The sequence below is a fragment of the Pontibacterium granulatum genome (genome assembly GCF_029961155.1).
In the GTDB taxonomy this organism is placed as follows: Bacteria; Pseudomonadota; Gammaproteobacteria; order Pseudomonadales; family Balneatricaceae; genus Pontibacterium; species Pontibacterium granulatum.
This window is the reverse complement of sequence record NZ_JASBRH010000014.1, coordinates 1-23,619: the sequence shown is the minus strand read 5'-3', so window position 1 is coordinate 23,619 and position 23,619 is coordinate 1. Positions and strand designations below refer to the sequence as shown.

The 23,619-nt window shown below is 52.9% G+C and carries 24 protein-coding genes and 1 tRNA gene; 8 read left to right on the top strand and 17 right to left on the bottom strand.

Going from position 1 to position 23,619, the window contains the following annotated elements; all coding sequences use genetic code 11:
- Positions 1-77: 77 nt before the first annotated feature.
- Positions 78-746, bottom strand: a complete 669-nt coding sequence (locus QKW35_RS13705) for an endonuclease (protein ID WP_282353926.1) — start codon at positions 744-746, stop codon at positions 78-80.
- 218 nt (positions 747-964) lie between these two features.
- Between QKW35_RS13705 and QKW35_RS13700 the strand changes: the two genes are divergently transcribed.
- Positions 965-1,333 carry a YacL family protein gene (locus QKW35_RS13700; RefSeq protein ID WP_282353924.1) on the top strand — a complete coding sequence of 123 codons (369 nt, stop codon included), beginning with the start codon at positions 965-967 and terminating at the stop codon, positions 1,331-1,333.
- Between the two features lie 12 nt (positions 1,334-1,345).
- Here QKW35_RS13700 and QKW35_RS13695 read toward each other — a convergent pair whose 3' ends face one another.
- Positions 1,346-1,915, bottom strand: a complete 570-nt coding sequence (locus QKW35_RS13695) for a DUF1285 domain-containing protein (protein WP_282353921.1) — start codon at positions 1,913-1,915, stop codon at positions 1,346-1,348.
- Between the two features lie 476 nt (positions 1,916-2,391).
- On the opposite strand from QKW35_RS13695, the gene QKW35_RS13690 reads away from it, so the two are divergent.
- Positions 2,392-3,345 carry a methylenetetrahydrofolate reductase gene (locus QKW35_RS13690; RefSeq protein WP_282353919.1) on the top strand — a complete coding sequence of 318 codons (954 nt, stop codon included), beginning with the start codon at positions 2,392-2,394 and terminating at the stop codon, positions 3,343-3,345.
- 85 nt (positions 3,346-3,430) lie between these two features.
- On the opposite strand, the gene QKW35_RS13685 is transcribed toward QKW35_RS13690, so the two are convergent.
- From QKW35_RS13685 to QKW35_RS13670, 4 genes are all read right to left on the bottom strand, one after another.
- Entirely contained in the window at positions 3,431-4,165 is a 735-nt protein-coding gene (locus QKW35_RS13685) for a retropepsin-like aspartic protease (protein WP_282353916.1), read from the bottom strand.
- A gap of 165 nt (positions 4,166-4,330) precedes the next feature.
- On the bottom strand, positions 4,331-4,459 hold the full coding sequence (locus QKW35_RS13680) for a hypothetical protein (RefSeq protein WP_282353913.1): 129 nt from the start codon (positions 4,457-4,459) through the stop codon (positions 4,331-4,333).
- Positions 4,460-4,462: 3 nt separating this feature from the next.
- Complete coding sequence (locus tag QKW35_RS13675; protein ID WP_282353911.1) at positions 4,463-4,837, bottom strand: translation initiation factor Sui1; 375 nt, start codon at positions 4,835-4,837, stop codon at positions 4,463-4,465.
- Between the two features lie 33 nt (positions 4,838-4,870).
- Positions 4,871-6,190: a deoxyguanosinetriphosphate triphosphohydrolase gene (locus QKW35_RS13670; RefSeq protein WP_282353909.1), complete on the bottom strand. Its 1,320-nt coding sequence runs from the start codon at positions 6,188-6,190 to the stop codon at positions 4,871-4,873.
- Between the two features lie 259 nt (positions 6,191-6,449).
- Here QKW35_RS13670 and QKW35_RS13665 point away from each other — a divergent pair, with 259 nt between their 5' ends.
- From QKW35_RS13665 to QKW35_RS13655, 3 genes are all read left to right on the top strand, one after another.
- A complete protein-coding gene (locus tag QKW35_RS13665) occupies positions 6,450-7,121 on the top strand; it encodes a hypothetical protein (protein ID WP_282353906.1) in 672 nt (223 codons plus the stop codon).
- A gap of 7 nt (positions 7,122-7,128) precedes the next feature.
- Entirely contained in the window at positions 7,129-7,347 is a 219-nt protein-coding gene (locus QKW35_RS13660) for a GDCCVxC domain-containing (seleno)protein (protein ID WP_282353904.1), read from the top strand.
- Positions 7,348-7,536: 189 nt separating this feature from the next.
- Complete coding sequence (locus QKW35_RS13655; RefSeq protein ID WP_282353901.1) at positions 7,537-9,813, top strand: thioredoxin domain-containing protein; 2,277 nt, start codon at positions 7,537-7,539, stop codon at positions 9,811-9,813.
- Positions 9,814-9,826: 13 nt separating this feature from the next.
- Here the strand turns inward: QKW35_RS13655 and QKW35_RS13650 are convergent, their stop codons facing one another.
- Complete coding sequence (locus QKW35_RS13650) at positions 9,827-11,515, bottom strand: methyl-accepting chemotaxis protein (RefSeq protein ID WP_282353899.1); 1,689 nt, start codon at positions 11,513-11,515, stop codon at positions 9,827-9,829.
- 67 nt (positions 11,516-11,582) lie between these two features.
- A complete protein-coding gene (locus QKW35_RS13645; protein ID WP_282353897.1) occupies positions 11,583-11,969 on the bottom strand; it encodes a VOC family protein in 387 nt (128 codons plus the stop codon).
- 192 nt (positions 11,970-12,161) lie between these two features.
- Here QKW35_RS13645 and QKW35_RS13640 point away from each other — a divergent pair, with 192 nt between their 5' ends.
- The gene (locus QKW35_RS13640) at positions 12,162-12,728 is read left to right on the top strand and encodes a peptidylprolyl isomerase (protein ID WP_425608006.1); all 567 of its coding nucleotides are present in this window, start codon (positions 12,162-12,164) and stop codon (positions 12,726-12,728) included.
- A 136-nt stretch (positions 12,729-12,864) separates the two neighbouring features.
- On the opposite strand, the gene QKW35_RS13635 is transcribed toward QKW35_RS13640, so the two are convergent.
- From QKW35_RS13635 to QKW35_RS13615, 5 genes are read right to left on the bottom strand one after another with little or no spacing between them, the layout of a single operon-like run.
- Positions 12,865-13,329: a YiiD C-terminal domain-containing protein gene (locus QKW35_RS13635; RefSeq protein WP_282353895.1), complete on the bottom strand. Its 465-nt coding sequence runs from the start codon at positions 13,327-13,329 to the stop codon at positions 12,865-12,867.
- Position 13,330: 1 nt separating this feature from the next.
- On the bottom strand, positions 13,331-13,888 hold the full coding sequence (locus QKW35_RS13630) for a nitroreductase family protein (RefSeq protein ID WP_282353892.1): 558 nt from the start codon (positions 13,886-13,888) through the stop codon (positions 13,331-13,333).
- 33 nt (positions 13,889-13,921) lie between these two features.
- Positions 13,922-14,746, bottom strand: coding sequence for an NADPH-dependent 7-cyano-7-deazaguanine reductase QueF (gene queF, locus QKW35_RS13625; protein WP_282353891.1), 825 nt, complete (start codon positions 14,744-14,746; stop codon positions 13,922-13,924).
- 2 nt (positions 14,747-14,748) lie between these two features.
- Positions 14,749-15,522 (bottom strand): ABC transporter permease, encoded by a 774-nt coding sequence (locus QKW35_RS13620; RefSeq protein WP_282353889.1) that lies wholly within the window; start codon positions 15,520-15,522, stop codon positions 14,749-14,751.
- Positions 15,519-16,451: an ABC transporter ATP-binding protein gene (locus QKW35_RS13615; RefSeq protein WP_282354035.1), complete on the bottom strand. Its 933-nt coding sequence runs from the start codon at positions 16,449-16,451 to the stop codon at positions 15,519-15,521. Before QKW35_RS13615 ends, QKW35_RS13620 begins: the two co-directional genes overlap by 4 nt.
- A 526-nt stretch (positions 16,452-16,977) precedes the next feature.
- Here QKW35_RS13615 and QKW35_RS13610 point away from each other — a divergent pair.
- The gene (locus QKW35_RS13610; protein WP_282353888.1) at positions 16,978-17,373 is read left to right on the top strand and encodes a PA2817 family protein; all 396 of its coding nucleotides are present in this window, start codon (positions 16,978-16,980) and stop codon (positions 17,371-17,373) included.
- A 560-nt stretch (positions 17,374-17,933) separates the two neighbouring features.
- On the top strand, positions 17,934-18,617 hold the full coding sequence (locus tag QKW35_RS13605; RefSeq protein WP_282353885.1) for a response regulator transcription factor: 684 nt from the start codon (positions 17,934-17,936) through the stop codon (positions 18,615-18,617).
- Between the two features lie 226 nt (positions 18,618-18,843).
- On the opposite strand, the gene QKW35_RS13600 is transcribed toward QKW35_RS13605, so the two are convergent.
- From QKW35_RS13600 to QKW35_RS13585, 4 genes are all read right to left on the bottom strand, one after another.
- A complete protein-coding gene (locus QKW35_RS13600) occupies positions 18,844-21,717 on the bottom strand; it encodes a bifunctional diguanylate cyclase/phosphodiesterase (RefSeq protein ID WP_282353883.1) in 2,874 nt (957 codons plus the stop codon).
- A gap of 5 nt (positions 21,718-21,722) precedes the next feature.
- Positions 21,723-22,949: a porin gene (locus tag QKW35_RS13595; RefSeq protein ID WP_282353880.1), complete on the bottom strand. Its 1,227-nt coding sequence runs from the start codon at positions 22,947-22,949 to the stop codon at positions 21,723-21,725.
- Positions 22,915-23,337, bottom strand: coding sequence for a hypothetical protein (locus QKW35_RS13590; protein ID WP_282353878.1), 423 nt, complete (start codon positions 23,335-23,337; stop codon positions 22,915-22,917). The genes QKW35_RS13595 and QKW35_RS13590 overlap by 35 nt, the downstream gene beginning before the upstream one ends.
- A 190-nt stretch (positions 23,338-23,527) precedes the next feature.
- Positions 23,528-23,603: transfer RNA gene (locus QKW35_RS13585), tRNA-Glu, on the bottom strand.
- Positions 23,604-23,619: the final 16 nt, after the last annotated feature.

Sequence of the window (23,619 nt, the reverse complement as noted above, 5' to 3'; positions counted from 1 at the left end):
AACCGTTGACTGCACTCAACAGTAGATAGGGTGTTGGGAGAGCAGATGCTCTCCCTTTTTATACAGTTTTGCCAGCGCTACTCAACATACGGGTTAGCGTTGCCCTGACGTTCCTTAATCAAGCGGTTACGTTTACGCTCCCACTCATCCACCGGGTCCTGCTTGGCCCAGGCTTCAAACAAGCGGCGCTGCTGTTTGCTCAGGCGAACACCGTAGGTATCTGCCATATAAAAGTAAGTGCGTGCGATATCACCACGCAACGCCGGGGCGGGTTCCGCTTTACGCGCCTTAAAGTCGATCTCCACATCACATGCACCGTAAGCACGATGCTCACCTTCCAGCATGCCGTAGCGGAAATTGGAACGGTCACCGTTCACTTCACCCACGGCTGGCACCAGGTTGTGCATATCCGCTTCCATCTGCTTGAAGTCAGGGTTCTTGCGGCAGTTTTTACGTCCACCGTCCTGCCAACACTGCAACTGATGTCCAAAAGCCCAAGCCGGCATCACGTGCTCCCACTCGATCCGTTTCGCACGCTGGGCATTCTTGCGTGGATCGTAGCCACAGCTGTCCAGGTCCGGCACCAGTTTCTTGCCCTGCTTTTTATAGTCGCAGCCGCAGTAGAAACTGACCGGTTGCTCCGCATAGATCTCAGCCAGGATGCGTTTCGATTTAGTGAAGGAGGGTTGCGCAGCGTGAGCGACATTTAACGTGATAATCAGCAGCAGAAGTGTGCGTACCAGCATATGAGTTTCCAAACATACACCGGCATTCCCTTGCCTAAATAGGTCACCCTACTCCCTGATCAGCCAACTCAATAGCGATCCTGGGTGAACAACAGTGCTCAAGCATACGCGTCAAATCATGTCCGCCCGCTGAACGGCGCTATGATACCTCTTTTTGAGTGACCAAACGGTGTTATAGTGTGCGCCCTTTTCAACGTACCCATCGAGACTCTTGCACCATGGAATACGAATTCAGTCAGGATTTCACCGGCCCAGAAGCACGCTTCTCGATGGGTCACGAAGCCTTTGGCTACTGGCTGACCCAGGAGATCGGTGCACGCACAGACAAGCTTACCGAGATCAGCAACGCGTTGAATAAACTTACCCAAGGCACTGCGTGGGATGCTGAAATAACAGGTTTCGAATACGACCTGATATTGAGTCGGGATGACGCGATGGTCCGCGCCCACGCCCTCTCCAGCGGCGATGACCTTGACCTCGAAGAAGATATGGATTTCTACGACTCGGAATCCTCAGCCCGTTGCGGGCTGGAGGACTTTGCTGAGTTGATCGCTAAGTGGGCTGAATTTGTCGGATACAGCGGGTAATAATCGAAACAACTATTCAGTTAACGACCCCAGTGAGAATAGCTCGCCCTGACTCTCGATAACCAGATGGGCTTCGCCGTCAATCTCGCGCTCGTCAGCCAGCTCCACCAGCTCGTAAAACACGTTGCGGGCGATCAGGCCTTCCATGCCAAAGCGGACGGCGATATACGGTGCTGGTTCACCGGTTTCTGCACAGTGCTCTACCCGGATCGGATGTTCCGCCCCCGCTACCACGACGTCATCGGTTTTGCTGGTAAACACAAGCTCCGTACCCTGCTGCCCTTCACGCTGTTCCACAGCGATCATCAGAAACGGTACGTCGTCGACTTCGATACCCACCTTCTCCACCGGGGTTTTCAGGAAGTATTTTCCTTCTTCCTGCCACAGCACGCGGGAGAAGAGTTTGACCATCGCCGGGCGCCCGATCGGTGTGCCGTTGTAAAACCAACTGCCATCGCGCTTGATATGCATATCGATATCACCGCAGAACTCCGGATTCCATTTCTCCAGTGGTGGCAATTGCTCCCCCTGTGCCTGAATCTCTTTGCTGGCGGCGGTCAGATCAAAGCCCTTCTTGGTCACACACATACTCCTGCTATACATACAGTTATCTGATACTTCTCATGCCAGGGAACCTGCGAACAAGTCCGAAACGACTCTGGCATTCAGAGCGATTCTAGATCAAGACAGTGATTACAGCCATGCTGGTTGCCTCAGGGGCGCCTGCCGGGCGTAAATCACTAACGTAGAGATAGGATCGCCCGTGTGACGGACCACTGAATGCCCCGTAGGGCGGTCGCTAAAATAGCTTTCTGCTTTGTCAGGCAACTTGGAAAGGACCAGTCATTCCACTGCGTTGCCTTTCGCACATAAAGCTATTTTATCACCCGCAGAGAAAGTCTCAGACTTATTCGCAGGTTCCCTATTTCTATATCGTGCAAGCCACATTAAATTCACTCAACTTTGTTCTAAAAACTTTCATCTTATAACCTAAACACATGAAAAAGATTAATTGTTAGAATGGTCCGTACTTAAAAAGAGCCCAAAACGAAAAAATCATGAAACAGGATCTAAGAGCAAAATTCGCAGACAAGAATCGCGGCGTGTACCTGGTAGGCACCTGCCCTCCTAAGGATGGCACCTCAGCTGAGCAGGCAAGCGAGATAGCGACCAAATTGCTGGCCCGTCTGGGTCAGATCGATTATGACGGCCTGGTTGTATACGACATTCAGGATGAGAGCAGCCGTACCGACGTACCGCGCCCATTCCCGTTTATGCGTACCTTAGATCCTCGAATGTATTCCAAACTGGTCCGTGAGATCTCCGAACATCCGGTTATCACCTATAAAAGTGTCTCGCAACGCGACCGTGAAGACTTCAGCAACTGGCTGGACGATGCGTGGGATCAGTACGATGTGCGTGATATGGTGATGGTGGGTAGCCCGTCTGCAGATGGCGAGATCAAGCTGTCATTGAATGATGCGTACGAAGTGGTGGGTGATCACGCTCGCGACTACCAGTTGGGCGGCGTGACCATCGCTGAACGTCATGCCAAAAAAGGTGACGAGCACCTGCGACTGCTGGATAAGGCCGCAAAAGGTTGTGAATTTTTCGTATCCCAGGCGGTATACAACGCCCAGGCGACGATCGACATGCTAACCAGCTACGCCCGCGAATGCCGTATCCGTGGTGAAGAGCCAAAACGTATCATCCTGACCTTCACGCCCTGCGGTAGTGCGAAAACGCTGGAGTTCATGGAGTGGTTGGGTATCTCGGTACCAGAAGGCAGCCGCTGGCGCATTCTGGATTCCGCCAACCCGCTGATGGAATCGATCCGTATCTGTCGCAGCAACTTGGAACAGATTCTGGATGCGGTGATCGATCTGGATCTGCCGTTGGGCCTGAACATTGAGTCCCTGACAAACCGTAAGGACGAGATCGACGCATCGATCCGTCTGTACAAGCTGCTGAAAGCCACGATGGATCTGCGTCTGGCCGAAAAACAGCTCTGATTTTCAGCAACCCCTTCCGCTGATGGTCTCAGCCCCGCCTATGTGCGGGGCTTTTTTATATCGGTTGTCTCTTTTCCTTTCAGGATTAGCGTGCGCCCAGTTCAACGCGACGCTTCTGCAGCTCAATCTCTGATTCCAGGTCAGCTTTCAGGATCTGAAGTTCCGAATAGAGCGTAGGCTCCCAGATAATGCGTTTGCGCTCCAGATCCAGCTCGTAGGGTGCCCCGCTCAGGAAATCCATCCCCAGCAAGCCTTGCGCTTTAGGAACACCTATTTTTTGACCTAATACGCGTGTACTGAACTTCTCTACCTGATAGGGGCCAATGCTCACACGGTCCAACTTAAGGCGCTTGGTAGGAACCGTACTGCCATCTGCTAACCTAATATGATCCGCCTTTTCGAATTTTGTGTGTAGCGGCAGTAGAGCATGCTTGTTGATGACCGTGGAAGATGCTCCAGTATCCAGCAGTAACTTCAGGTCAACGGACCGGCGCCCAACAAACAGTTTGACCGGGGCAATCACGAGATTGTTTTCGATGCTGACTGGCATCTCCAGACTTTTGATCTGCTTCAAAACCGATTTATAGTCGGCTTCTAAGTTGCTCTCGCTTTTCTGCGCTTCAGGAAGGTTAACTAAAGACTTGCCAGCAGCAGGCGCGCGTTCTTCTCGCACCTGCATCTGGTCGCGGAATTCTGGCGGGACCCGACGAATGCTGTCGACGTAAACCTTACGCCCTTCTGCATTCTCGTAGTGATAGATTCTGGCCTGCGCGGTGGGCCAACACAGAGTTAAACACAACAGAGTAATAAACCTACGCATGAGCACACATCCCTTTTGGCCTTCCGCACTGCTATTACCGTAATCTTATTTAAACGCTGATCTTAGTGATTAGCACCACCACTGCAGCGTTACAGCCACAATTCAAACAGAATTCTGCCAGAAAAGAGCATCAATTGCATACGCCGAATGACGTATTCCGTGGACTTAGCCGAAGAAATTGCTCAGTCCGTTAAACACGAAGATCGCCACGACCACCAGAAAGGCCAGCCCGAAGCGCATCATCATGCAGAAACGGCACACTTTTTTGGTTTTTTTAGGTGGGATGTTCTGCACCGATCAGCCACCTGCCAACTTAACGTTGAATCCTTCTTTCTCAAGCTCGGCTTTGAGCTTATCCCGATGATCGCCCTGTATTTCGATCACACCATCTTTCAGCGCACCACCGGTGCCACACACCTTCTTCAGTTTTTTTGCCAAAGTCTTCAGTTCATCTGCGGCCAGCGGCACACCAGACACCGTGGTCACTCCCTTGCCTTTACGGCCGGATGTTTCACGGCGGATACGCACAATGCCGTCCAAACTGTCGATCCGCTGCTGGTCCGCCAGCTCATCGCAGATACAACTGTCTTGTGGCTTGCCGCAATCCGGGCACATTGCCCCATGTTCAGTGGAATAAACCAGCCCCTGCAGCTGATCGCGTAGTGAGGACATCAGACACTCCCAAAGTCGTTCTAAAACCGGATATCAGACCAAACCGCCAATCTGTCGGGCCAGATAAGAGGCGTAATTGTCCGTCATTCCGCCGATGAAATCGAGCGCACGCATATAGGAGTGGTAGAGCGGTTTGTCCTTGGAAGGCGCATGAATCCCCATCAGGCTGAGGATCTTCTCCGTTTGGTAGCTCAAGTTCTGCCCCTGCTGTTGGTGGTTGTCGTATACGGCACGGCAAAAGGCATCCAGCAGCGCCCCGAGGGTGCGGTAGGCCCCTACTTCCAACTCTGTCTTGCGGGTGTCCGGAAATACCTTGTCACGGGCCAGGGTTTTAGCGCGTTGAATGCCGTCGCGTACACCGGGATCACCGTCCGAAACCAATTCCCCTTTGTACTCCCCCGCCATGATTTTCGGGTAATGCTCCATAAAGGCGCTCACGGCCGAGTTGACCATGTTTTCCATCGCCCGGCCACGCAATGCGGAGATCTTACGCCGAGCCGAAGCTTCGGTGTTAAAGATCTCGTCATCAACGTCCAACACACCACACATCTCCAGCAGGATCGGTTTGATCTGATCGAAGCTCAGAATATTGAGTTCAATCGCATCCTCCAGATCCAGGATGGCATAGCAGATATCGTCCGCCGCCTCCATCAGATAAGCCAGTGGGTGACGGCACCAGAGGTTTTCGTCCAGCTTAACCAGCCCCAGCTCTTTGCCCAGTTTGTTGAGGATCTCAAGCTCGGTCTGGAAACTACTGAACTTACCGCGGTTGCAGGCGTTCTCGACACCCCAGGGGTATTTCAGCAGCGTCCCGAGGGTTGGAAACGTGAGACGCAAGCCACCGTCAAACAGGTGGTTCTCAATCCGGGTCACCACGCGGAAGCCCTGCGCATTACCTTCAAACGTTTGCAGATCCAGTCGCTGACGGTCACTCAGGGATGCCAGCAGGTACTGGTTACAATCACGCTTGAACCAGTCTCGGATCGCAAACTCCCCGGCGTGACCAAAGGGTGGATTGCCGATATCGTGAGCCAAACAAGCGGCCTGCACTATCACGCCAATATCATGGGGGGTGATCCACTCCGGCAGTTCGCCGTTCAATAACTCCCCTACACGAATACCCAGGCTGCGCCCCACGCTCCCCACCTCGATGGAATGGGTCAATCGAGTGTGGATATGGTCGTTCAGGGCGAGCGGATGCACCTGTGTTTTGCGTCCCAAGCGCCGGAACGCACTGGAAAACACGATACGGTCATGATCTTTATGGAAGTGACTGCGCCCGAGTTCCTGCACAGAAAGCGCTTCGTGGCCGTAGCGCTGTGATGTAAGCAAACGATCCCACTGCATGGACATGCTGATTCTCCTGAACTCCTGCCGGCCCTGGTGTTGCACCGGGTGTTTCCATACGTTTCATACTATTGCGCGTGCGTGACAGTCCTGCGTCAAACGCCCTCTGGTCATTCTTCAACCACCGTAGCGACATTGCAAGTAAAACCACCGTGGCTATGCTGAACTATAGATAACCACAAGGGCATGCGAAGCGGCATGCCTGTAATCAAGAATCCACCAGCAGAAAGGAATCCTGGTCGGCCAAACCAAGTGAGGCCTGATTATGGATCATTACTCATCCCAGCCACTCCCTGGTTCAAACAACGAAGCTCAGCTACTAGCGTTGTATCCAATGGTGCATGAACTGGTGGGTGATACCTACTTTCACCTCCTCAGCGAGACCTACGCTAACCATTACAACGAAGACAGTTCACCCGAACAGTTTGGCGATCGTTTCGGCCTTCTATTGCTGAAGCACTATATGGAACATCCCGAGCTGGACAAGTTGGCGGTCCTACCAGAGGTCGCTCGCCTGGAGTGGTTGATGCATGACTCCGAGATGTCGGAAGATCTTTATGTGTTGAACGCCGCCCAACTGGATACGGTGCCTGTGGAAGCCCAGCCGCAGATCTGCTTCCACGCCTGCCCCAGCATCCGGTTGATGTACAGCCGCTGGCCCCTGCATGCTATCTGGCAAGCGTTTCAGCAAGGCGATATGAGCCATCTGTCACGCGAGGGTGGCGAAGAGTGGCTCTGCATCTACCAGGAACATCTCAATCAACAGGATAAAGTAACCGTTGAAACGCTGAACGACTCGTTGGCCCAATTATTGGGCGCTATTCTGAAAGGCTACACGCTTGAGCAGCTGTGCCAGCTGGACCTCGACGTACAACGGTACCTGCCGATATTGGTACAGAAACACTGGCTGGATTATTTCACGCTGAAGGACGCCTGATACCCCGATGGCTACAGAGGTAACACTCCAGACCGAGATACGTTGCCCCCATTGCGGGGTTCAGCTGCAGGAAACGATGCCAACCAACGCGTGCATCTGGTACTGGCAATGCCCGCGGTGCCAGGCATTAGTGACACCCAAAAAGGGAGATTGCTGCGTCTACTGTTCCTATGCAACGATGCCATGTCCTCCGGTACAGGCCGCTGCGCCTTGTTGTGATGACTAAGTGTGGTGATAAGTAAGTGCTGTGATGAATGCACGCTGCGATAGATAACAGGGACAGGCACGCATACAGCAGTAAAGGGCGTTCATAATATGGACGCGACGTCAGTCGTTTTATCGCCACGATGCTTCTGCAGACGGTCATACACGACTTAAATTACGCAGCTGCCAAAACCACAGCGAGGTACAACCCATGACCCGCTACAGCCTGCCGATTGATGATGCCCTGAAGCAAACATTGAACACCGCGTTGCAAGCGCAAGGCGAGGCCTATAAACCACGCACACATCATCTCGATAAACAGAAGCAACCTCTGTTCACCAACCGTCTGATTCTCGAATCCTCCCCCTACCTGCTGCAACACGCCCATAATCCCGTAAACTGGTACCCCTGGGGTGAGGAAGCGCTCGCCACCGCCCAAGACAATACTAAGCCGATCTTCATCTCCATTGGTTACTCCACCTGCCATTGGTGCCATGTCATGGAGCGGGAGAGTTTTGAGAACATCGCAATTGCCGAGTTCCTTAATGACCACTTCATCAGTATCAAAGTCGACCGGGAACAGCGCCCCGATCTGGACGATATCTACATGATCGCAGCACAGCTGATCAGCGGTCAGGGCGGCTGGCCCTTGAATGCCTTTCTGACACCCGATGGTAAACCCTTCTTTGCGGCGACCTACTTCCCTGCCGACCGTTTCCTGATATTGATGGATGAAGTCCGGCAGGTCTGGCAACAGGATCACGCCAAAGTTGTGTCACAGGCCACACGGATTCACACCACTATTGAGACGACCCTGTCGCCGGATAGCCGAGGCACACTGCCAGGGCATGAGCAGATTCAGGCAGCCCTGGACTACTTTCTGGGACAGTACGATGAGTTCAACGGCGGATTTTCCAACGCACCGAAGTTTCCTCAGGAAACCGTGCTGTTGCTGCTGTTGGAACAAGCAGTACAGCAACGCGATGAACAGCTGCTTGGAACCACGATTCACACCCTCGATGCCATGCAGCAGGGGGGCATCTACGATCAGATCGGTGGCGGCTTTCACCGCTACGCAACCGATCCCGACTGGCTGATCCCCCACTTCGAAAAGATGCTCTATAACCAGGCCCTGCTGAGCGACGTCTACTTCCATGCCTGGCAACTGACCAACAATCCTCTCTATCGGCGCACTCTGGAACAAACACTGGATTATGTGCTGCGCGAGCTGTACGCCGACGGCGGTGGTTTCTATTCCGCCACCGACGCCGACAGCGAAGGCGAAGAGGGCCGCTTTTTTATCTGGGACGAAGAGGAGCTCAACACTGTTCTCGCCGATGAAGACCAAGCTCTGGCACACGCACTGTTCAACACCAGTGCAACCGGCAACTTCGAAGGACGCAACATCCTGTACCTGGAGCTATCCCTGCCAGACTTTGCCGACCAGCAGGGGATGCCATACACAGACCTGCTCGCACAGACCGACCGAATCCGCGAGCAACTCTACAACGTTCGCAAAACCCGGATCGCCCCCGCGCTGGACGATAAAAAGATCACTGCCTGGAACGGTCTGATGATCCGATCCTTGGCTCTGGCGGGACATGCCTTGCGTAATCCCCGTTACCTGGCTGCCGCCTGGCAAAGCGCCGAGTACCTCTGGCAACAGCATCGGGACCGCAACGGTCACCTGTGGCGTGATACCCGTAACGGCCAGCCGGGCGCCGCGGCCACCCAGGAAGATTATGCGGCCTTTGGCCGTGCGCTGCTGGCGCTCTATGACATCAGCGGCGACACACTCTGGCTTGAACGAGCACAGCAGCTGACCGATCGCATGCAGGAGCAGTTCTGGGACAATGAGCACGGTGGCTTCTTCCTCACCACAACCAACACGCTGACACCTCTGCGCAGTCGCGCGCTGGATGACGGTGCCCTGCCCTCTGCCACCTCTCAAGGATACGCCCTTCTGCAGGCGCTCGCCCAACGGACCGGCGACCTCCTCTATCAAACTCGTGCGACTGAACTGATGCAGCAACTGGCGAAACGGATAAACAAATACCCCGCCAGCTTCAGTTACCTGTTGGCCCACTACGGACAAACCTTAGACCAGCCGCTGGAGGCCATTCAGTTCGGCGCCCAGGGTGCGCTCAGAGCTGAGGTCAAAGCGAAAGAGGAAGGATTTGAGTTGCAGATCACTCTGCGAGAAGGCTGGCATATCAATGCCCATGATCCGGGAGACCAGCGACTGATCGCAACAGCGGTGAGCGGGGACGGGTTGTACGAGATTCGGTACCCCGAGAGCCATCCGCTGAGTGTTGAGTTCAGCACGCACCCTATCGCGGTGTATTCCGGTGAGATAAAAATAAGAGGACGGCAGCAGGAGATGAATAGCCTGCTGCCGCCCCGGTTGAGCGTGGCTTTCCAGGCCTGCAGCGACCGGATCTGCCTACCACCCGAAAAGCTGGTGTTGCAGATACCGGCCACTCACTAGGCCAGGCTGTGCATCAGATGCGGAACTGCTGCACCAGCCCCATCAAGCGTTGTTCAATGGCGCTCAGTTCACGACTGGTCACCGCCAGTTGATCGGCATCACCACTGGACTTCTCGGCGATATCCGAGATGTGGTGCACGCTGCGGCTGATCTCGTCCGCCACACCCGTTTGCTGCTCAGCCGCCGTTGCGATCTGCGTGTTCATCTCACTGATCGTACCTACCGAGTAGGTGATCGATTCCAGGGATTCACTCGCACTCTGTGCTCGACGGATGGTTTCGTTGGTGCTGTCACGGCTGGTATTCATCACGCTTACCGCCTGGCGTGCCCCCACCTGAAGTTTTTCAATCATCGACTGAATCTCTTCGGTGCTCTGCTGGGTTCTGTTTGCCAGAGAGCGTACTTCGTCTGCCACCACGGAGAAACCACGCCCCTGCTCCCCTGCTCGCGCCGCTTCAATCGCGGCGTTCAGTGCCAACAGGTTGGTCTGATCAGCAATGTCCTTGATCACATTGACTACGGTACCAATCTGATCAGCATCAGCGTGCAGTTTCTCAATGACGTCGGCAGAAGAGTTCACACCGTCCGACAATTCAGAGATCGACTCAATGGTAGAGGAGACCAGTTTAAGGCCGTCATTGGCCGCGGCATCCGCTTCGCCCGCCGAGCTGGCAGCACTGCCTGCACTTTGCGCAACCTGCTGAACCGCTGTTGCCATTTCGTGGATCGCCGCCGCAACCTGTTCAGTTTCTGCATGCTGATCATTTACACCTTTCTGGGTGCTGGCGACCACATCTGACATATGCGTAGCAGCCGCAGAAAGTTCGTTCACTGCTTGCTTCACATCACCTACCAGATTGTGAATCTTGTCCAGGAAACCGTTAAAGCCAGCGGCCAGAACCCCCACCTCATCGCTGGTTTTCACCTCAAGACGCTGGGTCAGGTCACCATCACCTTTGCTCATGTCCTGCAAGGCTTCGCTCACCTGGCTCAGCGGACGGGTCAGACTGGTGGCAAACACAGACGCAACCACACCGAAGATCAGCACCAACACACCGCCACTACCAACAATGAAGAGCAATGTGGTCTGAATCTCGTCATCTACCTGACGTTCCATCTCCAGAAGACGATCCTCGATGTCGTCGATGTAGAACCCTGTACCCAACATCCAGTTCCACTTCGGCAGACCCACCGCATAGGATAGCTTAGGCACCTTCATCTTTTTGGACGGTTTCTCCCAGATGTAAGACACATATCCGCCACCGTTTTTGGCCGCTCCAATAAGGTCTGCGATCAGCGTCACACCGTTTGCGTCTTTCAGGCCTATCAGATTCTTCCCTTCCAGGGAACGCTTCGCACGCATTGCTAATGCGGTCCCATCATAGTCATACACAAAGACATAGCCGTCCTTGTTTTCACCGTACGCCAGACTGCGCAACGTATTCAGCGCTTCCTCTTTTGCCGCCGCATCATTCGGACCCGCCTTGTTATAGATCTCTTCCACGGACGTCACCGCCAGGTCCATGTATTCACGCAATGCAACACGCTTACTCTCCAGCATGTGATCACGTGTCTGGGCAATTTCCTTTGCTCCCAGGTCTTGCAACTGCATCCGCGTGACCAGCATCACCACGATGATGATCAAAATTAACGGCACCAGCGTTAACAGGAGGATCTTGTTTCTCAGCGTCAATTTACCCATGCTTGCACTCCGACCACCGTAGGTACGGTAGCCATTTTTAATAATAGTAATTGGTAGTCTTCGGCTGCTAGTCCTGCAGCTCTTCCTTCAGTTCCACGACATTGCCGTCGGGGTCTGAAATGTAGAGCGAACGTCCCATACCCTGGGCGCCATAACGTTGCTCTACATCCCCTACAGCATACGCCTGAAGGAATTTTTTAATACGAGCTGGATCAAAGGGCCTGATTCTCAGGCAAAAATGATCCATATTCTGCGAACGGTGATCGGGACTATCCGACGGAAGGAGGTCGATCAGTGCGCTTCCGGCTCGAAGCTGCACTAATCCAATGGAAGGGACACGACGCTCTTCGGAACAACCCAAAATCTCCGAGTAGAAATGCAACGCGCTGTCCATGTCTTGCACACGCAGTACTACATGATCGAGTGCAACAAACTCAAAAGGAACTTGTGGCATAAGGTCATCCCCTCATTTATGCCTAAACTGCACTACAAACATTGATAGTTAACGGCCTGCCTGGCCGAATCTTTACTACCGAAAACGTACAACTCAATAACGGCTGGGAATATGCACCAAGAGCAGCTAACCTATTGGCGATTAGCTCTGAATCAGCTTAGATCAATATCCGTCACTTTTCAGGAGAACATCATGCACATCCGCACTTTCTATAGCCTCTGCTGTGCATTTCTACTTTCTTTTTCAGGCCTGCTTCAGGCTGCTACAACCCAGGTTATGCTGGAAACCAACCAGGGCGAAATCCTGCTGGAGCTGGATGGCGACAAAGCGCCAATCACCGTTGATAACTTTCTGAGCTATGTGGACGACGGTTTCTACAACGGCACGATCTTCCACCGTGTAATCGCCGGTTTCATGATTCAGGGCGGTGGTTTCAACGAATCGATGGATAAGAAAACAACCAACGAAGCGATTAAGAATGAAGCCGACAATGGATTAAAAAATGAAGCAGGCACCATTGCTATGGCACGCACCCAGCATCCAGACAGCGCCACTGCACAGTTTTTTATCAACACGGTGAACAACCGCTTTCTCAACCACGGTGCCCGCGGTGCCGGATACGCGGTGTTTGGCAAAGTTATAGAGGGCATGGATGTGGTGATGAAAATCAGCCGCCTGCCAACCACGTCTCAGGGCATGTATCAGGATGTACCTAAGAAGCCGGTAATCATCATTAAGGCATACCGCGTGGCTCACTAAACACTTCGTCCGCTCCAGACAAGAAAAAGCCGCTGCAGAATCTGATTCCGCAGCGGCTTTTTTCATCGTCAACGTGTTGGGCATCGCTCCGCGATGGCCAACCTACGCTTTATTCACAACTCTTAGAACGCCCTGTTTAACGCTTCTTTTCCAGCGCGGTATAACTACCAGACAGACGCATCGCTACCTTGTCGCCCTGACAGATCTCGATCACCAGATCCATGCGGGCACGCCCCTTCTCTTCCATCCGGGCATCAAAGCCAGCAACGGTTTCTGCATCCGGCAACGCTGTACGGGCCGTAAAATCATCGGTGACTGGCAACAGATATTCCAGATGGCTATCGCGAATGACCACATCATCATCACGACCGTTCTCGCGCAGGTGCAGGGTCACCATGCTCCAGCCACACAGGGTGGCGACCGTCGCCAGTGAGCCACCAAATCCGGTGCCTTTATCATTGACGTTGGGTGCCAGTTCCGCCCCCATCTCCAGGCTTTGACCGTCGTATTTAAGCGGCTTAAACCCCATATGGTTGATCAACGGTATCTGCCCCTTCAGCCAGGCCAGAAACTCATCGGCGGTCTGTTGATAGTCACTCATCTCACGCCTCCCAGCGAGTTACATACGGCGCGGTATCCACTTCCGGCGCCTGACGCACAACCTTCGGCGTACCCAGATACAGGAAGCCAACAATCTCTTCATTCTCAGCCAGACCCAGGCCTGCCATCACAGTCGGATGGTACGCCATTGGCCCGGTACGCCACATAGCCCCTACACCCTGAGCGTGCGCCGCATACAACATGGCATGGGTGGCACACCCCACGGTAATCAGTTGCTCGCTGTAAGGCACTTTCGGATGCTCTGTTTTATGGGCAACCGCCACCACAACAACTGGCGCACGTAACGGCGCATTACGCAGTTTGGTCTGCTTGGCGTCGCTCAGCGCCGGATCATCCTCCAGGCCAGCTTTCAGGTAGAGTTCGCCCAGTGCCTCACGCTGCTCACCCTCTACCACCAGAAAACGGCTTGGACGCAGGACGGCATGATCCGGTGCACGCAATGCAGCTTTAAAGAGGTTATCCATCTGCTCGGCAGTAGGCGCAGGTTCCAGCAAAAGCGGACAGGAAACACGGTTGTGCAGTAACTCAAGAGCATCCATGGGCGGTTAAAACTCCGATGAAGTAGATTCTTATTATTGACGGCTAAGGCGCAGGTTATCGATATCATCGCTCTCGCTGCTGCGGAACGGGTTGATATCCAGTCCGCCGCGGCGTACATAGCGTGCGTAAACACTCAGACTCTCCGGCTGACAATGTTGCCAGATATCCATAAAGATATTCTCAACACACTGCTCGTGGAAGTCGCCATGTTCACGGTAGGAGATCAGGTATTTCAGCAGACCTTCACGGTCGATCTCCTGACCCCTATAGCTGATACCAATGGTGGCCCAGTCCGGCTGACCGGTCACCGGGCAGTTGGATTTCAGCAGGTGGCTGTACAGCACCTCTTCCACCACATCGTAGTCGCTGCTCAGCAGGCTGGCATCCGGGCTGTAGCTGTCGATTTCAACGTCCTGATTGTCCAGGCAGAAACCGGTGAACTGACCGAACGCGGGTGCCTTGTCCGGGTGATACAGGATCACCTGCACCTGACCACCGGCAGCCTCACTCAAGTCCGCTTCCATACGTTCAACCACTTCCGACTCAGCCTCAAAGCGGCTGAGGTTGAAGGAATTCAGGTACAACTTGAACGACTTGGATTCGATGATGCATTTGGAATCTGCCGGAATACGGATCTCAGCCAGGCGAACGTTAGGTCTGCCCTTGGTGTTCAACCAGGAGATCTCGTAGGCATTCCAGATATCCACGCCCTTGAAGGGCAGATCAGCCCGGTTAATGTCACGCTCTGCCCACTTGAGGTCACGTTGAATCGGAAACAGCAACAATGGATCGTAGCTGTTCACATACTGAGTGTCCTGACCCAGCGGGGAACTGGTTAGTAATTCATCTTGCTTCATTGTTAACTTCTAATACCTTTTCCGCTTTTCAGCAGGTGCAGTGATACGCTAAACAGTATCACGATAAACAGTAAAATCATGCTGTACGCAAAACCGACGTTGATGTCGCTTACCCCCAGAATACCGTATCTGAAGGTGTTCACCATATAGAGGATCGGGTTCAGCATCGACACCCCCTGCCAGAAATCAGGCAGCAGTGAGATCGAGTAGAACACCCCACCCAGATAGGTCAGCGGTGTCAGAATAAAGGTCGGCACGATGGAGATGTCGTCAAACGAGTTGGCAAATACCGCGTTGATAAAACCACCCAGCGAGAACAGTACCGCCGTCAGGAACACAATGCTCACGGTAATCGCAATGTTGCTGATCTGTAGATCGGTAAAGAACAGCGACAACAACGTTACGATGAACCCTACCGCCAAACCACGGGAAACCCCACCGATCACGTAACCACACAGAATGACCCAGTGTGGAATCGGTGATACCAGTAGCTCTTCGATATTGCGCTGGAACTTGGTGCTGTAGAACGACGACACCACGTTACCGTAGGAGTTGGTGATCACCGACATCATGATCAGACCCGGCACGATGTATTCCATGTAATTGAACCCGCCCATCTCACCGATGCGGGAACCGATCAGGTTACCGAAAATGATGAAATAGAGGGTCATCGTGATCGCTGGCGGCAGCAGGGTTTGCCCCCAGATACGGGTAAAGCGACGCACCTCTTTTGTGACGATCGTCCAGAAAGCTACAAACAGTTGTGATGAGGTCATGCTTTTTCCTGCTCCAGATTTTGTTCCACCAGAGAAACGAACAGTTCTTCCAGGCGGTTCGCCTTGTTGCGCATACTGGATACCTGAATATCCTGCGCTTCCAGTGCCTGGAAGATCGCATTCATGCCCTGCTCACGCTCCACTTCCACCACCAGGGTGTGATCGTCTACCAATTCAGAGCGGTATCCTTTCAGCTGCGGAGCCTGCTGCTGGGCTGGCGTGATGTCCAGGATGAAGGTCTCGGTGTTCAGTTGCGCCAGCAATTCACGCATGCTGGTATCCTGCACGATGGTGCCATGATCGATGATGGCGATATTGCGGCAGAGGCTTTCCGCCTCTTCCAGGTAGTGGGTAGTCAGGATAATTGTGGTGCCCGCAGCGTTGATCTCCTGCAGGAAATCCCACATGGAGCGACGCAGTTCGATATCCACACCGGCGGTCGGCTCATCAAGTATCAGCAAGCGCGGGTTATGAATCAGCGCACGGGCGATCATCAAACGGCGCTTCATCCCCCCGGAGAGCATGCGGGCGCGTTCGTTCCGCTTCTCCCACAGGCCCAACTTACGCAGGTAAAACTCGGCACGTTCGCGAGCCACTTTCAGTGGAATACCGTAGTAACCCGCTTGGGTCAGTACGATATCGATCACCTTCTCGAACATGTTGAAGTTAAACTCCTGGGGAACAACGCCCAGACACATCTTGGCCTTGGAAAGTTCTCGTTCAAGGTCGTGGCCGAATACGGAAACCGAACCTTCGGTTTTGTTCACCAGAGAGGATACGATACCTAGGGTGGTGGATTTACCTGCTCCGTTGGGTCCGAGCAGGGCAAAGAAATCCCCCTCTTCAACCTGCAATGAGATCCCTTTAAGCGCCTCAAAGCCGTTGCCGTATACTTTTCGCAGATTGTTTATTGATAACGCAGTGGTCATGAATTGGTCCTGATTGGCTGGTGTCAGCATAGTGTGGGCAACACGGTCCTCATTCAACGGCTGCAACACTGTTTTCCATTTGGCGTTGCCTGGGAAGATGCAAATAAGTCCCGTGAGTGCTCTGCAAGTCCTTAAGCCTGTAGATGCAAGGCGTAGTTTGCAGCTAATGGCCGTAGCCCTTAACAAAAACTACAACACCGCAGATACAGGCTTAAGGGCTCGCCCTTCGGGGCTTTCGGGAAGATCCACACTCAGCGTCAGCACTTTTTGCAAGGTCTGGACATTACTGCAAAGCGCTTCCTTAATTGTGAACCTTCCCGAAAGCCAGAGCGCCTACGGGACTTGTTCGCACCTTCCCTCGTTCTAGAAGTGGTTGACCACTACCAGCAGGAGGCGCACATTATACCTTTCAGGGTGACACTTTTGCGCATAAAGCCCGCTTTTTTCATCACCGTTGTAATTGGGATTTTTGCCCCCATCTCTACCTGTAGCAACACAGTGAAGTTGATTATCCACGGAGAAATGCATGACCCCCTATCAAATTCACCACCTGAATTTCCTGAAAATTGCCTATAACAACTTCATTAAGAATGATCCTTTTACGCGTGAAGATCTGGCTACCGATGATGAACAGTTCATCCACGACCTGAAGAACCTGATCGAGGACTTTGAAGCCGGTACTGGCGACATTCGTTCAGAAGGTCAGGAGGTGATTGACCGTGCATTCCGCATGTATCCAGACCTGGCACACCTGATCGCCCGAGACCTATTGTGGTACTTCGGTGGCAGTTGCCTGCACAACATGCCGGATGAGGAGATCGAAAAATTCCAGCGTCTGGATGAGATGAGTTTCGAAGCCGAAGAGGAAGGAAAAGACTTCGATTACCTCGCTGCTCGCTCCAATGTCTTTGGCACGAACTGAGACCCTTTTCCTTTACTACATCCCCTAAGAATCGCAGCCGTCGGCTGCGATTCTTTTTCAACAGAAAAGAAGCTTTGCGTATTGCCTCCGAAATTGCGCTGGCAATCCACAACAACATTGAGTTGCAGACGGGCAAAGCAGACAACGTCTAGGTCATTTATCGGAGGCCTCTAACATTTCATCATCCTGAACGCAAGAACCGGCCAGGGCGCCCCCTCCGAATCCATCCCCCGAAACAGACTGAGCGATGCGGTAAACACAGTCGAAGACCGCTTTGCAGGTCAGGTTATCGAAGCCTAGCTGGACTGCGAACCCGACGATGAAGGGGTTTATTCGGTCATTGTTGAGAAGCGCGGACTGCTACCTGCATAGCCGGTTCGATAGCGATTCCCTATGCGTTATCGCGACGGAAACCCTGGACGAATAGATGGATAATGAGGCACGTGCCGCCATCGAGTACTCAGATTATTCAGAATCTGCCGATTACTAATATCGGTGCAGCACGCGACTCGAGATTTATCCGCACGCTGTCCCATCATCGAGTACACAGAAGGGATGCCATGAAGGCACTGATTATCGAGGACACCACCGATCAGGCTGAGTTTATCCGCCAGAGCCTCAACGCCGCCGGTCACCAGACCAACATCGCTAGCGATACACAAGCAGGCCTGCTCTGCGCCCAGCAAACCGAATACGACCTGATAATTACCGACCATATGATGCCCCGTATGGATGGGATGCAATTCATCCAAGTTCTGCGGGCTGCAGGCAATAGCACGCCCGTGATGATCGTCAGTGCTCTGGACAACATGGATGAACGCGTTCGAGGCTTGCGCAGTGGCGGCGACGATTACCTCGTCAAACCGTTTGCGTTCAGCGAACTGCTTGCCCGTGCCGAGATACTGGCACGCCGAACACCGCTACAAGCCAACGATAGCGATCATCTGCGTCAGCTCGACACCCTGACCTTGGACCTGCTGTCGGGCAAAGCCAGCCGCGGCGACGAAGCCATTGAACTCAATGGCCGCGAGTTTCAGATGCTGGAGTATTTCATCAGCAACCCTGGGTGCATGATAACCCGTGCAATGCTGCTGGAGCGGGTTTGGAGCCACCACTTTGATCCACAAACCAACGTGATCGATGTGCACATCAGCCGCCTGCGCAAAAAAGTCGATTTGGGTGGGCATCCTCCCTTGTTGCATACGGTACGGGGAGCGGGTTACATCATGGAGCTACGCTCTTGAATACCATAACGGTCCTGAGCTTGCTTATACGTTAGATCACACACCTCTATCGGGACGACAGCCAACAATTTAAACGCGACGGAATATCCCTGCCGGGTGGTTTCGTTCCTGACTTCCTGACACCGTCCGGTTTGCTGTTCGAAAAGTGTCAGCGTTATTCAGGACGGGACAACCTCCACAAAAAAGCCTCTCTATTGGAGGCTCTATAATTTGCTGAAACAGGTGCTTACGCTTGTTCAAGCTGGCTTTGTCGGTCCAGAGCAAAGGCCAGCAACTCCTGCGGCGGCAGCGGTTTACTAAAGTAATAGCCCTGAATCAGAGTACAATTGTGATCCTGCAGGAACTGCAACTGCGGATCGGTTTCCACACCTTCCGCCAGCACCTCAATGCCAAGACTGTGGCACATCACAATGATCGCCTTAACGATCGACTCATCGTCTTTATCGCTACCGATATCGCGGATAAAGCTGCGGTCGATCTTGAGCGTATCGATCGGTAGTTTCTTCAGATAACTCAGGGAAGAGAAACCGGTACCGAAGTCATCCATCGAGATAGAGATCCCCTTCTCACGCAACTTGAACAGTTTCGGCACCAACAATTCCGGCTGCTTGATCAGGAAGTTCTCGGTAACCTCTAGATCCAGGTAGTGCGGATCAAGGCCACTGATACTCAGAGCATTATCGATGGTCGCCAGCAAGTTCTCGTGCATCATCTGTTGACCGGCGAGGTTGACCCCAACTTTCACGTCGTGCAATCCCTGAGACTGCCAGTGCTTCATCTGACGACAGGCTTCGTACAATACCCATTCACCGATCTCCACAATCAATCCCTGTTCCTCAGCCAGCGGTATAAAGCGAACCGGAGAGATCGTGCCTGCAACGGGGTGTTCCCAACGGATCAGTGCCTCGACACCTACCAGGCGACCGGTGGCTGCGTCTACCTGTGGCTGATAGTGCAGGTGCAGTTCGTTGCGATCCAATGCTTTGTGTAGGTCGTTCACCAGCGAGAAGCGTTCATCACGGGCTACCCCCATCATCTCACTGAACATTCGGCAACAGTTTTTACCCGAGTCCTTGGCATGAAACAGGGCAACATCCGCGTTTTTGGTTAACGCTGTGAAGTCCGTACCGTGCTCCGGATACATACTGATGCCCACACTCAAAGTGGTATAAATCTCAAACCCGTCCACATAAAACGGCTCACGGAACGCCTGTAAGAGCGGCTCTGCAAACTGCTGAACGTTTTCGTCTGCAATCATGTCGCTCTTAACGATGACAAATTCATCCCCTCCCAAACGGGACAGCATGTCTTTGTCACCAACATGAAACTTCAGGCGTTCAGCTGCTTGGCGCAACAGGTCGTCACCCACAACATGTCCCATGGAATCGTTAACATCTTTAAAGCCGTCGATGTCACAAATCATCACGGCGATAGAATTACCGTTGCGATGCGCTGTACGGATATTTTCTTCCAACTGGCTCTTAAACAGCAGTCGGTTCGGCAATGATGTCAAAACGTCGTGGTTAGCCAGCCAGTAAAGCTGACGCTCGGCAAATTTACGTTCGGTAATATCGATTCCGACTGTCAGTAGGGCCGGCGCATTCTCCGACAGCGTAGTGAGGCGGGAATGCATCCAGGCCACTTCGCGTCGCTCAGAAAACTTATCCAGCACCTGGGTCTCACCCTGCACCTGGGAGCAATGCCCTTTCTCGATACGCTCCAGTTGCTGCTGGTGTTCCTGCCAGGTCTCTTTGGTATGCCCCAGCTCAGAAAAACGTATCTGGCCCAACTGCTCTTCGGTAATGCCCAACAGATCCTGGCCACAGCTGTTAAGGGTCATGATCCGCCCGTCCACATCCTGTGTCAGAATGATCGCCTGAGCCGTATCCAGCAGGTTATTAACGAAATCACGTTCCCGTTCCAGGGCATCGGATCGATCCTGCAATTTTTGGGTGCGCTCGAGGATCGACACTTCCAGTCGCTGCAGTTGATTGGTCAGATCCAGCGTACTGTCACACAACACATCCAACTCGTCGTAGTAATGCCTTTTTGCCGGGGTGGTGTCCTTCAGCTCTTCACGAACCTCGTCGTAGGAGCTTTCCGCCAGTTTTGGCAACTGTTTGGCGATACGCGACAGGTGATTCATCGGGTTACGCAACACGGTCAGTTGCAATACCGCAGCCACCAGCAAGCCTGCCGCAGCCAATAGCAGGCTGGAGAAGAACTGTCGATACAGCACTTGCCGGTCGTCGGTCAGGTCTTCCACCAATACCCAGAAGGCAACATCATTGGCCACCCCTTCAGGCACCCTGAGCACCACTTCATAGGTGCGGTCGTTCAGTTCAACCTGATACATACCTCCCGCGGTGGAGTATGGGTACTGGGCCACCAAGGCCTGTAACACCTGAATATTCAGCCCCTTCTGGGTAAGATACTTAAAACTCAGGCCCCACTCGGGCAGTTCACTGCTATGCCGTGGCATACGGAACGCAAGGCCGATATCCCGCCCGCGCTGGCGGTTAAAGGATAAAACCACATCAATCAGGGTACGGCCGACCACCATGACCCCCATATTATCGCCGCGGAACTGAATCGGCAGCGCCACATAGCGCAAACAGTCCACCGAGCAATACATGTTACGAATGGGTTTTTCAGTGATGATGACTTCCTGTACGACAGACTTGGGCAGCGCCAGCGTCATACCCCGTCCCTCTATGAGGCGAGCCTGATCATCGTACAAGTAGATAGAATCGATAGAGCCGTTCAGCGAGAAACGGTCAAAATTGAGGTTGATTGTCTGGCTAAGCGCGACCAACGGATCAGCATCTTCAGAGTACTGATCAATCGCCATTAGGGAAAGTACCTCCCCAAGCTCCAGCAGTCGCTGATAGGAAGAAGAAACCAGTCCTTCCAACACAGCCACATCGCGCGTATTAAGTCGGTCTCTCTCCATTTGGAACTGCTGTTCTTGCTGCTGGTAGGCAATAAAAGAGTAAGTGCAGTGCACCACGAAGAGCACAAGCACAAGCATGAGAAAGGTCTTCCAGCGTAAGCTGAAAAACCGTTTCTGCTTGTCGAGACTTCCGACTTGATCTTCCATTTGCCTCAGAACCTATAGGTTGCCTGTAACGCGAATAAATTCCAGTTTTTGCGCAATGCATTCTGATCAGGGTTGTCTTGCTCTGGTAACCATGCGGTACCACGTACCTTGTGCCATTCAGCGCGAAATGACCACTGCGGGTCGGGTTGCCACCCCACTCCCAGGATCAGATCTTTTGCAAATTGAGTATGGGCAGGCTTGCCCAGTATGGCTTCTGCCTGGCGGCCGTCACGATCTTCAATATCCAGATACAGCTCTTCGTAACGTGCCATCAGAGTCCAGTTCGGACTGATGCGGTACTCTGCCTGCAGATACCCGGACTCAAACCGGTTTTCCGGATCGGTGGCAAAAATACCGTCCAATGTTCCCCAATTCACTTTCTGGCGCGACAGTTCAGCAGTAAAACTCCAATGCTCAAGGTTGAATTGCGCAGATAGCAAATAGGCATCGATATCAATATGCCCATCCTGCGGCGCAATCATCTGCGTAGGCAGTGGCAACGCAGCCAATGCGGCTTCATCAGCGTTGTACTCGAGATTGAAACGTCCCATTGTGAACCCCAAACGCCAGCGTTGATCACTTGTATTGTAGACAGTACGCCACATGAAGCCATTACTGTCGTTAAATTCTCCTGGCCAATCGCGGCTCAGATAAGCGTATTCAACGGTAGTTTCTGTGTTGGGTTTACCAAACAACAGATCCATATCCAGCCATCCATGCTCCATATAACGGGAACCGTAGAGGGATACACCGTCAGAAGAGAGCAGCAGATCACGTGCGTTGTCGAAATAAACTGCTTGCGCCAACAAAATACTTGGTCGCGTGAACGCAACGTCACGAGTTTCATTATAGAAGCCGAATGGATTTTTAATTCTACCCACCCGGATTCCCGCACGGCCATCTATGCTTTCGGCAAAGCGATAATCAAAAAGTGCATAGTCTACCTGTGGGCTACCATCCTGCGCTTCGCCTGCACGGCGTGACATCAACTGACTGGCAAAAAACAGATTATCTGTTTGCCATACGCCATTGACCGCCAGCTCCCTGAAATCCAGACTGCCATCTTCACTCTGGCCATAAATATTGTTGTGGTCAGAATAAAAGAAACCCTGAGTCGCAAATCCATTCACTTCCCAGCTATCGGCCCCGGACGCAGAAGCCCAATGCGGCAACCACAGCATCGGGAACGCAAACCACTTAATAAACTTTGAGCTGTTTAACACCGTGCTCACCCTCCAATTCCTTTGAGGTATACCCTACCGCTCCTTTCACTGTCCGTATACGCTCCAGCATCTCCTCTTCACTTTGCACGACATGTGGCGACTGACCAGAACCGGAAAACACCGCCCGATCCCAGATATTTCTCAGCTGATAGGGAAAAATATGCAAAGACGATTTAACGAACCGGACGTGGTGAGGATTCTCATCCGGCAAAACAAACACCTGAATCGGCGTGCCATCAGACCAGCGCTTTGTACGCATAGCAAAAGCGGACAGCAAAAATTGACGACTGATGGAGATCTCGTTCACACCGGTGTTCACGACCACGCTGCCTGCGTGCACATAAACACTGGCCAGCAACATGATCGAAAGGAGAAACGGAACGCGAAGAAATTTCATGACCCAAACACTTCCACTGTTGTAGTCGGCACATCCACCCTGATGGTTAAAGGAAAGGAACAAGCGCCCTGTTGCGGATGCAACCACAACACGAAAGGACATGTTTAAGTTTAATTCAGAATTTTGAAAAAGGCTTCGCCTGGATCAAGGAATCAGGAAAAATATTGGGAAACAGAACGTTAGATAGGAATGGCGTCCCATAGGGGGTTCGAACCCCTGTTACCGCCGTGAAAGGGCGGTGTCCTAGGCCACTAGACGAATGGGACGCAACAAATTTTATTC